At 71.1% G+C, this 12,253-nt stretch carries 10 protein-coding genes; 5 read left to right on the plus strand and 5 right to left on the minus strand.

Annotation, left to right across the window (positions count from 1 at the left end; genetic code table 11):
* Window positions 1–2 precede the first annotated feature (2 nt).
* On the plus strand, window positions 3–1,373 hold the full coding sequence (locus BWI15_RS27775; protein WP_077017511.1) for a sensor histidine kinase: 1,371 nt from the start codon (window positions 3–5) through the stop codon (window positions 1,371–1,373).
* 95 nt (window positions 1,374–1,468) lie between these two features.
* Here BWI15_RS27775 and BWI15_RS27780 read toward each other — a convergent pair whose 3' ends face one another.
* On the minus strand, window positions 1,469–2,464 hold the full coding sequence (locus BWI15_RS27780; protein WP_077017512.1) for a TAXI family TRAP transporter solute-binding subunit: 996 nt from the start codon (window positions 2,462–2,464) through the stop codon (window positions 1,469–1,471).
* A gap of 216 nt (window positions 2,465–2,680) precedes the next feature.
* Between BWI15_RS27780 and BWI15_RS27785 the strand changes: the two genes are divergently transcribed.
* Both BWI15_RS27785 and BWI15_RS27790 read left to right on the plus strand, forming a co-directional pair.
* Window positions 2,681–5,695 (plus strand): alpha-mannosidase, encoded by a 3,015-nt coding sequence (locus BWI15_RS27785; protein ID WP_077017513.1) that lies wholly within the window; start codon window positions 2,681–2,683, stop codon window positions 5,693–5,695.
* Window positions 5,696–5,832: 137 nt separating this feature from the next.
* Window positions 5,833–7,158 carry a cytochrome P450 gene (locus BWI15_RS27790; RefSeq protein WP_077017514.1) on the plus strand — a complete coding sequence of 442 codons (1,326 nt, stop codon included), beginning with the start codon at window positions 5,833–5,835 and terminating at the stop codon, window positions 7,156–7,158.
* A gap of 54 nt (window positions 7,159–7,212) precedes the next feature.
* On the opposite strand, the gene BWI15_RS27795 is transcribed toward BWI15_RS27790, so the two are convergent.
* Window positions 7,213–7,716: a DUF5709 domain-containing protein gene (locus BWI15_RS27795; RefSeq protein WP_077017515.1), complete on the minus strand. Its 504-nt coding sequence runs from the start codon at window positions 7,714–7,716 to the stop codon at window positions 7,213–7,215.
* 69 nt (window positions 7,717–7,785) lie between these two features.
* Between BWI15_RS27795 and BWI15_RS27800 the strand changes: the two genes are divergently transcribed.
* Entirely contained in the window at window positions 7,786–8,940 is a 1,155-nt protein-coding gene (locus tag BWI15_RS27800) for an FUSC family protein (RefSeq protein ID WP_077017516.1), read from the plus strand.
* Between the two features lie 402 nt (window positions 8,941–9,342).
* On the opposite strand, the gene BWI15_RS27805 is transcribed toward BWI15_RS27800, so the two are convergent.
* Window positions 9,343–9,783 (minus strand): OsmC family protein, encoded by a 441-nt coding sequence (locus BWI15_RS27805; protein WP_077017517.1) that lies wholly within the window; start codon window positions 9,781–9,783, stop codon window positions 9,343–9,345.
* Between the two features lie 4 nt (window positions 9,784–9,787).
* Window positions 9,788–11,065 carry a phosphatidylinositol-specific phospholipase C1-like protein gene (locus tag BWI15_RS27810; protein ID WP_237771488.1) on the minus strand — a complete coding sequence of 426 codons (1,278 nt, stop codon included), beginning with the start codon at window positions 11,063–11,065 and terminating at the stop codon, window positions 9,788–9,790.
* Window positions 11,066–11,169: 104 nt separating this feature from the next.
* On the opposite strand from BWI15_RS27810, the gene BWI15_RS27815 reads away from it, so the two are divergent.
* Window positions 11,170–11,799 carry a TetR/AcrR family transcriptional regulator gene (locus BWI15_RS27815; RefSeq protein ID WP_077017519.1) on the plus strand — a complete coding sequence of 210 codons (630 nt, stop codon included), beginning with the start codon at window positions 11,170–11,172 and terminating at the stop codon, window positions 11,797–11,799.
* 10 nt (window positions 11,800–11,809) lie between these two features.
* Here the strand turns inward: BWI15_RS27815 and BWI15_RS27820 are convergent, their stop codons facing one another.
* Complete coding sequence (locus tag BWI15_RS27820; RefSeq protein WP_237771489.1) at window positions 11,810–12,211, minus strand: DUF3592 domain-containing protein; 402 nt, start codon at window positions 12,209–12,211, stop codon at window positions 11,810–11,812.
* Between the last annotated feature and the right edge of the window lie 42 nt (window positions 12,212–12,253).

The raw sequence follows: 12,253 nt of genomic DNA on the forward strand, positions 1-12,253 counted from the left end.
CGTTGCGCCGTCGCCTGCTGCAGTCCCTCGTCCCCCTGGTCGCCGTACTGGCGATCCTCGCGGCGGTACCGCTGGCGAACTTCATCGCCACCAACACCACCCGCAACCTGTTCCTGTCCCGCAGCAACGACGCCGACTGGTTCGCCACGATGGCCGAGTCGCCGCTGCAGTCCGGTGACATCGCCAGCCTGCGCGAGCTCGCGGTCCGCTACCACGAGCTCTACAACACGCCGGTGTTCGTCGTCGACGTGGACCGCCGGGTGATCGCCACCTCCCGGTCCGGCGTCGACGTCCAGGAGCCCGCCATCAAGCTGGTCCTGGACAGCACGCTGTCCGGCCGGCTGCCGAGCGAGCCGAAGGCCCTGTGGCCGTGGCAGTCCGGCGACATGGTGGTCTCCCGTCCGGTGGTGAACAACGGCCGCGTGCTCGGCGCCTCGGTGCTGCGCGTGCCGACCGAGAAGGGCCGCCAGGACGTCCAGAACGGCCTGCTCCTGCTGCTCGGCGGTCTGCTGATGGCGGTCGGAGCCGTTGTCATCGGCATCGTCCAGCCGGTCACCCGCTGGGTGCTGCGGCCGCTCAACGACCTCGACAACGCCACCCACCAGGTCACCCGGGGCGCGCTGGACACCCGGGTGTCGACCGACGGCCGGGCGCCGGAGCTGCGCCGGCTCGGCGACAGCTTCAACTCGATGGCGCTCAGCCTGCACCAGGCGCGTCAGCGTGAGCGCGAGTTCGTCGCCGACGCGTCGCACCAGCTCCGGACGCCGTTGACGTCGGCCCGGATCCACATCGAAGGTCTGTCCCGGCTGTCGCCGACCGCGCGGTTCGCGCTCAGCGACATCGACCGGCTCGGCCGGATCGTGCAGCGGCTGTCCCGGCTGGCCGGCTCGGACCGCCCGGGCGACGTCGAGGGCAGCGAGGAGCCGCTGGACCTGGCCCAGGCCGTCAAGGAGCGCCTGGTCGGCTGGAAGGCCGTGTACGCCGCGGACGACCTCGAGCTGGTCATCGGCGAGATGGTGCCCGGCGGCGTCGCGGCCGAGCTCGAGGTCGACGACATCCTCGACGTACTGCTCGACAACGCCAGCAAGTACGGCGCGCCGCCGGTCGAGGTCTCGGTCACCCGCGACGGCACCGAGGTCGTGCTGTCGGTCCGCGACCACGGGCTCGGGCTCGGGTCGCGGGACCTGAAGAAGGTCGGCGAGCGGTTCTGGCGCAGCGCGCACCACCGGGAGATGCCCGGTACCGGACTCGGCCTGGCGATCGTCCGGTCCGAGGCGGCCCGGGTCGGCGGCCGGGTGGTGGCTCGCCCGCCGATCGGCGGCGGCCTGGTGATCGAGGTCCGCGTCCCGCTGATCGACGACTACGAGGACTGAGCTCCGCACGACCGACGGGTGAGACACACGACCGAGTGGTGAGCCCGCTCGACCTCTTGGGTGGTGGGGCAACGGCCTTCACCACCCGACGTGCGTCAGACGTGGTTTTCCTGGTACCAGCGCTTCGCGGCCTCGTGCAGCGGGATCGGCATGGTCGCGATCGCCGACCGGGCGTCCAGCGAACCGGCCTCGGGGTGGATCTCCCGCAGCTCGGCCTGTCGGCGGAACATCGTGTTCACCGTCCACCACGCCCAGGGCGCGGACAGGTCGCGGCGGGCCAGCAGGTAGTTCGGCACCGCCAGCGTGGGGACCGCGTTGGCCAGCTTGTAGACCGAGGGCGGGATCGACGACAGCACGTAGCCACCGAACCGCCGGTTCGCCAGCTGCTGGGCGGCGGCGCCGATGTCGACCAGCCGGAAGCCGATCGTCGCCTGGAGGTCGAGGATCGGCTTGGTCGGCAGACCGCCGCTCCAGATCAGGGCGGCGATCCCTTCGCGCGGTTTGTCGATCCCGACCGCCAGCGCCTTCACCGCGGCTTCCAGCCCGAGGTTCTTCGGCACCACCTTGATCCCCGCGGTCTGCAGGATCCGGTTCGCGACCACCCGGGTGCCGGAGTTCATCGGGCCGAGGTTGACGATCCGGTCCTTCAGGTGCTTCAGCTCGAAGATGTTCGACGACGTGGGCACCACCACGTGCACGTAGTTGTCGTAGGTCCGGGCCAGCGCGGAGAACCGCAGGGCACCGGAGCTGAACGCGGTGTCCGGCGCGCCCTCCCAGGCGTCCAGTGCCGAGTCGGACAGGCTGAAGGCGATGTCGGCCTTGCCGGCGGCCAGCATCTTCAGGTTCTGCACCGACCCCTCGGTGCGGATCGGCGTCATCGACACCCCGGTCTGCTCGCTGGCCAGCCTGGCCAGCCCGCTGCCGTAGATGTCGTACACACCGCCCTCGTTGCCGGTGGCGATCTTGGCGGGGCCGTCCGGCGCCGCTTCGTCGGAGCGGCCGCGGGAGCAGCCCGGGATGAGCAGGGACCCGGTGGCCGCGGCCCCCAGTCCCAGCGCGTGGCGGCGGGTCAGCAGGCGGGGACGATCCATGAGGGACAACTTAGAGGGCCCGGGGTGCGGATGCCATCGCGGTCCGGTCACGACCCCTTACGGCGTGCTCACCTCGAGGCGTCCGGCGGTCGGAGAACCGCCGCCGGACGGTGGGACGGCGAGCTTGCGTCTGGACGGGCCCGGCCAACATGTGACAGCGTTGTCAACACAGTCGGCCTGGATGGCCGCGGAACCCCGTCAGCGGAGGATGATTTCGTGCACGACGACCGACAACTGATCGAGGAGCGGCTCAAGCGCGCCCTGCGGGAGCGGATCCGCCCCGCGGTCTACGGCGCCTCCGTCCCGCTGTCCATCGAGGTGTGGCACGCCCCGGGCGAGCCGGTGAGTCCCGCCGAGGCCCTGGCCCAGAGCTACGAGCCGGCCGAGATCGGCCTGCCCTGGGGTCCGGCCTGGGGCACCGCCTGGTTCAAGTTCAGCGGCCAGGTGCCGGCCGAGTGGGCCGGCTCCGAGATCGAGGCCGTGATCGACCTCGGCTTCAGCGGCGGCCCGGGCTTCTCCGCCGAGGGCCTGATCCACACCACTTCCGGCGTACCGCTGAAGGGCCTGCACCCGCGGCAGACCTACGCACCGCTGTCGATCCTCGGCCCCGACGGCACCGCTGCCGCGCCGGGCGACCAGATCAGCTTCTACGTCGAGGCAGCCGCGAACCCGGAGATCCCGCTCGACAACGCCTACGCGAAGGTCGACATCGGCGCCAAGCGCGGCGAGACGCCGATCTACACGCTGACCCGCGCCGACCTGGCCGTGTTCAACGCCGAGGTGTGGAACCTGATCCTGGACCTGGAGGCCCTCGACGGCCTGCAGCGGGAGCTGACCCCGCAGGAGCCCCGCCGCCGCGAGATCCTGCGCGCGCTCAGCCGGGCCCTGGACGCGCTGGACTACGAGGACGTCGCCGGCACCGCCACCGAGGCCCGCGCCCAGCTCACCGACGTACTGAGCCGTCCCGCGCACGCCAGCGCGCACCAGCTGTCCGCGGTCGGGCACGCGCACATCGACTCGGCCTGGCTCTGGCCGCTGCGCGAGACCCGCCGCAAGGTCGCCCGGACCGTCTCCAACGTCGCCACGCTGGCGGAGGAGTACCCCGAGCTGGTCTTCGCGTTCTCGCAGGCCCAGCAGCACGCCTGGGTGAAGGACAACTACCCCGAGGTCTGGGAGCGACTGAAGAAGGCCGTTGCCGACGGCACCATCGTTCCGGTGGGCGGCATGTGGGTCGAGTCCGACACCAACCTGCCCGGCGGCGAGGCGCTGGCCCGGCAGTTCGTGCACGGCAAGCGCTTCTTCCTGGACGAGTACGGCATCGACACCCAGGAGGTCTGGCTGCCGGACTCGTTCGGCTACACCGCCGCGCTGCCGCAGCTGGTCAAGCTGTCCGGCTCGAAGTGGTTCCTGACCCAGAAGATCTCCTGGAACAAGGAGAACCGCTTCCCGCACCACACCTTCAACTGGGAAGGTCTCGACGGCACCCGGATCTTCACCCACTTCCCGCCGATCGACACCTACAACTCCGACCTGTCCGGCCGTGAGCTCGCGCACGCGCAGCGCAACTTCGCCGAGAACGGCGCGGCGACCCGCTCGCTGGTGCCGTTCGGTTACGGCGACGGCGGTGGCGGCCCCACCCGCGAGTTCGTCGCGACCGCCCGCCGGGTGGCCAACCTGGAGTCCTCGCCGCGGGTGACGATCGAATCGCCGACCGAGTTCTTCAGCGCCGCCGAGGAGGAGTACGCCGAGCACGCGCCGGTGTGGTCCGGCGAGCTCTACCTGGAGATCCACCGGGCGACGTACACCTCGCAGGCCAAGACCAAGCAGGGCAACCGGCGCAGCGAGCACCTGCTGCGCGAGGCCGAGCTGTGGTCGGCGGCGGCCGTCGTCGCGGGCAAGCTGGACGCCTACCCGTACGAGGACCTGGACCGGATCTGGAAGGCCGTGCTGCTGAACCAGTTCCACGACATCCTGCCCGGCTCGTCGATCTCCTGGGTGCACCGCGAGGCCGAGGCGACGTACGCGGCGCTGGCCGAGGAGCTCGAGGCGATCATCGCCAAGGCGCAGCAGGCGCTGGCCGGTTCCGGTGACGCGCAGATCGTCTTCAACGCGGCGCCGCACAACCGCGGTGGCGTCGCCGCCCTCGGCGCGGGCATCGCCGCGGGCGAGGGCCAGGCCGCGACGATCGACGGCAACGTGCTCGACAACGGCCTGATCCGGGTCACCGTCGACGAGCGCGGCCTGATCACGTCCCTGTACGACGTGGCCGCCGACCGCGAGGTCGTTGCCCCCGGCACCGTGGCGAACCTGCTGCAGCTGCACGTCGACACCCCGAACCACTGGGACGCCTGGGACGTCGACTCGTTCTACAAGAACAACGTGCGCGACGTCACCGAGGTCGACACGGTCGACTTCAGCACCGTCGACGGCGTCGCGACCGTGGTGGTGAAGCGGTCCTTCAACCGCTCCACCGTCACCCAGACGCTGCGGCTGCGGCCGGGCACCAAGCGGCTCGACATCGAGACCGCGATGGACTGGCACGAGTCGGAGAAGTTCCTCAAGGCCGCCTACCCGGTCGACGTGCACGCCGACCGGTCCGCGTCGGAGACCCAGTTCGGGCACATCTTCCGGCCGACCCACACCAACACCTCGTGGGACGCGGCGAAGTTCGAGATCGCGGCGCACCGCTGGGTGCACGTCGGCGAGCCGGGCTACGGCGTGGCCGTGGTCAACGACTCGACGTACGGGCACGACGTGAACCGGACCGCTCGGGAGGACGGTGGCACCACGACCACCATCCGTACGTCGCTGATCCGCGCGCCGCGCTTCCCCGACCCGAAGACCGACCAGGGCCTGCACGTGGTCAACCACGCGCTGGTGGTCGGCGCCGGGATCCCGGAGGCGATCGAGGAGGGCTACCGGATCAACCTGCCGGAGCGGGTCGTCACCGGCGCCGAGGGCGTCGCGCCGATCGTCGAGGTGAGCAACGGCAACGTGATCGTCGAGGCGGTCAAGCTGGCCGACGACAAGTCCGGCGACGTCGTCGTCCGGCTCTACGAGTCCAGCGGCGGTCAGTCCAAGGCGACCGTCACGCCGGGCTTCGCGGCCGGCTCGGTCACCGAGGTCGACCTGCTCGAGCGGCACCTGGCCGACCGTGAGCTGACCGAGGGCGGCGTGGCGATCGCGCTGCGTCCGTTCCAGATCCTCACGCTGCGCTTCACCCGCAGCTGAGTCAGCACCACCAAGGGGCCCCGGACGCGACGTCGTCCGGGGCCCCTGCCGTTGTCCGCCGGACGACGCGAGCGCGACACCCGCCGTTCGCCGCGCTGTCGTAGCGTGGGTGGCCTCAGCCGCATCCGGGAGGTGGCATGACGCCGACACCCTTGCTCGGGTCCCGCACGCTCGATCGGCAGACCGCGCGCACGCTGCCGCCGGGGCCGAAGCTGCCGACGCTGGTGCAGACCGTGCTGTTCGCCGGCCATCGCAAGTCCTTCTTCCCGCGGATGCGGGCCAGGTACGGCGACGTCTTCACGATCCGGCTGGTCCCGTCCAGCCGCGTGGTGGTGGTGCTGAGCCGGCCCGAGGACATCCGCGACGTGTTCACGACGCCGCCGGCGGTGATGCACGCGGGCGAGGGCAACGAGGTGCTCAGGCCGATCATGGGCGACCATTCGCTGCTGCTGGTCGACGACGAGGACCACGCCCGGATGCGCCGTCAGCTGATGCCGGCGTTCCTCGGCAACGCCCTGCGTGGGTACGCCGGGATGATCGCCGACCTGGCCCGCGCGGAGGTCGAGTCCTGGCCGGTCGGCAAGCCCTTCCGGCTGCACGACCGGGTGCGCGATCTCACGCTGGAGGTGATCCTCCAGGTCGTGTTCGGCGTGACGGACTCGGACCGGCTGGCCGAGCTGCGGCCGCTGGTCGACCGGATCGTCTCGGTCCGGCCGATCATCATGCTCGGCGGCTTCTACCCGCGGCTGCTCCGGCTGCCGCCGTGGCGCACGTATCTGGAGACCCAGCGCCGGGTCGACGAGATCCTGTACGACGAGATCGCCCGCCGCCGTGGAGACGTTGCCGGGCGCAACGACGTGCTGAGCCGGTTGCTGGCCGCGGGCAGCTGGTCGGATGTGGAGCTGCGCGACCAGCTGGTCACCTTGCTGCTGGCCGGCCACGAGACCACCGCGACCGGGCTGGCCTGGGCGTTCCACGAGCTGGCCCGGCGGCCCGACGAGCTGGCCGCGGGGCAGCGGGCCGCGGACACCGGCGACGACGAGCGGCTGGAGGCGATCACCAAGGAGTCGCTGCGACTGCACCCGGTGGTCTACCAAGTGGGCCGCAGGCTGACCGAGACGGTCGATCTGGCCGGCTACCGGTTGCCGCGCGGCACCACGATCATGGCCGCGCTGGGGCTGGTACACGCCGACGGCGAGCACTACCCGGCGCCCGGCGAGTTCCGCCCGGACCGGTTCCTGTCCGAGGACCCGCCCGCAGCGGGCAGCTGGATCCCGTTCGGCGGTGGCGCCCGGCGCTGCATCGGCGCCGGCTTCACGCTGATGGAGGCCACCGAGATCCTCCGCGCCGCCCTCACCCGGTACGACGTCCACCCGGTCCGTCCGGAGCCCGAGCCGGCGCGTCCGCGCAACGTCACGCTGGTCCCCTCGCGAGGCTGCGAGGTCGTCGTCAGCCGCCGCTGAACAGACCGATGCCCCCACGCCACAGGCGTGGGGGCATCGGGTAAAGGCCTTGGCTCAGTCCTCCGGGTCGCCGACGTCGCCGAGGTCCACGTCGCGGACGTCCTGCAGGTCGGTCTCGTCCTCGTCGTCGAGCTGGAACGGCTCGTCGTCGTCGACCACGTGCACGGCGGCCTCCTCGGCGCTCGCGGCGGCGCCGTCGAAGCCGACGTCGGAGGCGATCAGGTCCTTCTCCTCGTCCTCGTGCGCACCCTCGTCCGGCGCGACCAGCCGGCCGGACCGCCGACTGCCGACCTCCGGGCCGCCGACGTTCTCGCCCTCCTCGGCGTACGGGTCCGGCTCGGGCTCCTCCTGCGCGAGCCGCTGGTCCAGCGTCTCGCCCTGCAGCGCCTCGTCCGCCGTGGTGCCGAAGCCCTCACCGGCCGACCACTTCTCCGGGGGCGAGTAGCCCTCGTCCAGCAGGTCGTCGACGCCACGGTCGTTCAGCGTGTCCTCCGGCTGCAACTGGTCCTCGTCGTCGACGCTGTAGCTGCCGTAGTCCTCACGGTTGTTCTCGGTCATGGCCCCACCCTGACTGTCCGGCCGGGGTGAATCAAGGCAGACCGGCACCGTGTCCTGGATGATGGGGCCATGGACCCGGTCCGACTGACGCTGGATCAGCTGCGTGAGCTCCGCGACGACATCGCACCGCACGCCGCCGAGCGGTCCCGCGCCTCGGTCCGTCGCCGCGTCGACCGGTGGCAGAACCGGGCCTTCTTCATCGTCCAGTGCGCGTTGGCCGCCGGTGTCGCCTGGGCGCTGGCCCGGTACGTCGTGGGCCATCAGCAACCGTTCTTCGCCCCGGTCGCCGCGATGGTGTGTCTCGGGTTCAGCTTCGGCCAGCGCCTGCGCCGGGTCGCCGAGGTGATGGTCGGCGTCGCGGTCGGGGTGGGCGTCGGAGACCTGTTCGTCCGCTTCTTCGGTACCGGTGTGGTCCAGATCGTGTTCGTGATCGCGCTCGCGATGAGCGTCGCCGTCCTGCTCGGTGCCGGCACGCTGATGACCACCCAGGCGGGTGTCCAGGCGGCGATCGTCACGACGCTGCTGCCCGATCCCGGCGCGGGATTCAGCCGCTGGCTGGACGCCGCGCTCGGTGGCGCCGTCGCGCTCGCCGCCGCCACGATCGCCCCGGCGGCGGCGATTCGTCGTCCTAGGCAACAAGCGTCCGGCGTACTGAACGAACTGGCGGCGATCCTGACCGAGACCGCCGAAGGCCTGCGGCACAGCGACGAGGACGCCGTGACCGACGCCCTGCGCCGGGCCCGGGCCAGTGAGACCATGCTCGACGACCTGCGCAGCGCCGCCGACGAGGGCGTCGCGGTCGTCCGGCTCTCGCCGTTCCGGCGCCGGCACCGCGGCCGCGTGCAGGAGATCGCCGACCTGGTCGTCCCGCTGGACCGGGCGATCCGCAACATCCGGGTCCTGGTCCGGCGCTGCGCGGTGTCGGTCTGGCGGGACGAGAAGATGCCCGCCGAGTACCCGATGCTGCTCGAACGTCTCGCCGACGGCACCCGGCTGATCGCCGAGTCCCTGTTCGAACCGCACGCCGACGTCGCCGCCCACCGCGTGCTCGGCGAGCTCGGCCGCCGGACCGCCGTGATGCCGATCCCCGGCTCGCTGTCCGGCGTCGTCGTCCTCGGCCAGATCCGCTCAACGGTCGTGGACCTGCTCGAGCTGACCGGTACGACGTACGACGAAGCCCGCGCGCTGGTGCCGTTGCGGGCCGACGGGCTGGATGAGAAGTAGGTCACATCCAGAAGTTTTTCGAAATCGCCGTCATACCCGGTGAGTCGGTGCGTCTCACCGGCATGACGATCCACCGACTGATGGCAGCCATCGCGACCGAGCAGATTGTCCTGCGCGGCGAGGGCGAGCCCACCCAGACCCCCGACGACCGGATGAACGCCGCCGCCGAGCACCACTAGGCGCGCACCGGACGGACGGAGTCCGGCGGCGCGCCCGGACGGTCTTCCCCACCGAGGTAGACCGCACGGAAGTCGCACACCGCAGAGGCGCCCATGCGAGGCGCCGCCGGACCCGTCAGTGCACCGCCACAGCGGCGCACACAGAACCACCCGCCCGACTGTCCTGACGCCGCTTGCGCGAGGCTCAGGCCAGTCGGGCCGGGTGGTTTTCTGCAGTCCGGACTCAGGCGACGGTGATCTCGGTGGTCACCGAGTTCGCGATGAAGCACTCCTCGTGCGCCAGGTGGTGGATCCGCTCCAGCGTCGCCGCGTCGGGCTGCTCGCCGGCGAAAACGATCTTCGGGTGCAGCCTCACCTGGGTGATCGCCAGTTTGCCGCGCTCGTTCTTGGCCATCAGCCCGACGGCGTGGTCGTCGTAGGAGTCGACCACCAGCCGCTTCTTCGCCGCGATCGAGAGGAACGTGAGCATGTGGCACGACGACAGCGCCGCCACGAACGCCTCCTCGGGGTCGACCGGCCCCGGACTGCCCAGGTACGCCGGATTGGCCGACCCCGGCACCGTCACCCCACCGTCGAACCGCCACTCGTGGTCGCGGCTGTAGGTCTGGTAGGTGAATTCGTGCTCACCACGGCTCCAACTGACGTCGACCACGTGCTCCGACACGAACTCACCTCTCCGAGATGTTGCCCCTGCACCAGGCCGGTGAGGAGACCGGATTGCAGCGTACTGCGACCCCGCCGGGCAACTGCGCGACGAAGTCGCTGTCGTACCGGGCGGCCATCCCGGCCACCGGGAAGTCGGTGGTGACGAACTGGGCGCCGCTTTCCAGCGCGATTCCCACCCGGCTGGTCTCGTTGGCCAGCACCGTCGACATCGGCTCGTCGGACCGGGTCCGGACCAGGTAGCCCTTGCGGACCAGCCGCTGGATCTCCGCCTGGTTCGCGCCGCGCGGGTCGTTCACCATCGTCACGGCGGCGTCGGGCTGGCCCTCCGGACCGCGGGTGAAGACCGCGCGACCTTCGAGGTTCGGCTTGCCGGTCCGGTAGAGGTCGCGGATCTGGCCCTCGCCGCCGTTGTCGAAGAAGAACATCACCTTGCCGCGGGCCTGGTCGAGCGTCGGCCAGCCCTTGCTGAGCACCGACTGCTCGAGCGTCAGGCCGGGCTTGCGGACGTCGTCCGGCGACAGCAGCTGCCGCTCGCCGAAGACCGACCGGATCTCGGTGTCGATGCTGTTCAGGTTGGCCAGGTCCCACGGCGGAGCCTTGACGCCGCCGGCCGCGACCAGCCGCGGGTCGGACTGCTTCAGCTCCAGCTGGATCGTCACCGGCGCGTGGTCGGGGTGCTGGTCGGACCAGGTCTTCACCTGCTGCAGGCAGAGCACGAAGGTCCGGCAGCTGGTGTTGTAGTCGAAGTCGACGACGTGCATCACCTTGATGCCGGGCTTGGCCAGCGCCGGGTCGGTGAGCGGGCCCTGACCGGTCAGCTTCCGGATCAGCGGGTAGGTGTAGAGGCCGCCGGCCGGGTCCGGGAACAGGTCGAGCTCGAGCGTGCGGATGTTCTGGTCCTGCAACTGCTGCGGGATCGAGGCGTGCGAGTACCAGATGTTCAACGCGTTCGGGTCCTGCGCCTGCTGGACCTGCTTCTCGGCCGCGCTCAGCTCGCGGTGGTAGGCGTTGTGCGCGCCGAGGGTCTGGATCTGGTTCATCCGCAAGCCCGACCGGGTCTGCCGCAGCGCGGCCGAGTCGTTCGCGGGAGCCTGTACGCCGTTCGCGGGAGCCTGTACGCCGTTCGCCGCGGGCTGCTCGGCCGCACCCGAGCCGCTGCCGAGTGAGGCACCGGCCAGGCCGGCGGCCGCGACCGCCGCGGACGCGAGCCCGGCGGTGAGTTTGCTGCTGATCCGCATGCTGAAGTTCCCCTCGTCGATCTGGGCGGTCCTGCTGGACACGATTCTGTCCGGGCAGAGGTCACCGCGGGGCAGCGAGAAGCTGTCATCGAACTGAACGGCAGCGGATGGCAACGTTGTCCCCCTCGGCGGGGCACAATGAACTCATGGTCTCCACTACCGCTGAGGAGCCGGGCGCCTATCCGCTGCGGCGGATGCCGACCCAGGACCGGGCCAGCCGCCAGGTCGAACGCATTCTCGACGCGGCCTGCGCCGAGGTGGTCGAGCGCGGCTACGACGCGGCCTCGACCAGCAGCATCGCCAAGCGGGCCCAGATCGCGGTCGGCAGCGTCTACCGGTACTTCCCGGACAAGCGCACGCTGATCCAGGCGATCGAGCGCCGCAACCAGCACCGCTACACCGAGGCGGTCCGCGAGCGGCTCGCCGTGGTGGCGGACTGGCGCGAAGCCGTCGATGTCACGCTGGACACCTTCCGCGAGATGCACCGGACCGACCCGGGCTTCCGGGCCGTCGTACTCAGCGGGCTGGGCGATCCGCAGCTGGAGGCGACGCCCGGTGAGTTCGACGACCAGCACGCCGGGGAGTTCGCCGAGCTGCTCGCCCAGCGCTTCGGCGCCACCGACAGCCACGAGTTCCGGCTCACCGTCACGCTGACCATCACGATGGGCGAGGCGCTGTCCCACCTGGCCGAGCGCCTGCCTCCCGAGGACGCCGACCACGTCCTGGCCCAGGGGCGCCCGACCCTTCATCGGCTGCTGGAGCCTTACCTGCCGTAGCAACGGCGCCCTAGGGCTGCGGGACCGTCTCGGACGATCTCGGTCCCAGCTGCGGCCAGTGGCTGACCCGGCCCTCGATCCGGCCACGGCGCGGGCTGCGCGCGTCGTACCGGACGATCACCCGGTCCTCCGGGGCGTACAGGTTCCTGCTGCCCATCGGCAGCCGGCGGTGGACCTCGAACGGCCCTTCGCCGCGCCGCGTGTAGTACTCGACGACGACCTCGACGTACTCCGTCGGGACTCCGCCCTCGACCTGCCCGCGGATCGGTCCGCGGATCCGGACCACCCGGCCGGCGGTCCGTTCCTCACCCACTTCGCGCCGCCGCGAGGCGCCCGCGAAGACGTCCGACATGATGCACGCCGCGACCAGCAGCACCAGGCCGAACCCGACCAGTACGACGATCGTCACCATGGCACTCACCCCCGACCACGCTCTCCGCGTTGTCGTTCCTTC

It is taken from the genome of Kribbella sp. ALI-6-A, assembly GCF_001984195.1.
In the GTDB taxonomy this organism is placed as follows: domain Bacteria; phylum Actinomycetota; class Actinomycetes; order Propionibacteriales; family Kribbellaceae; genus Kribbella.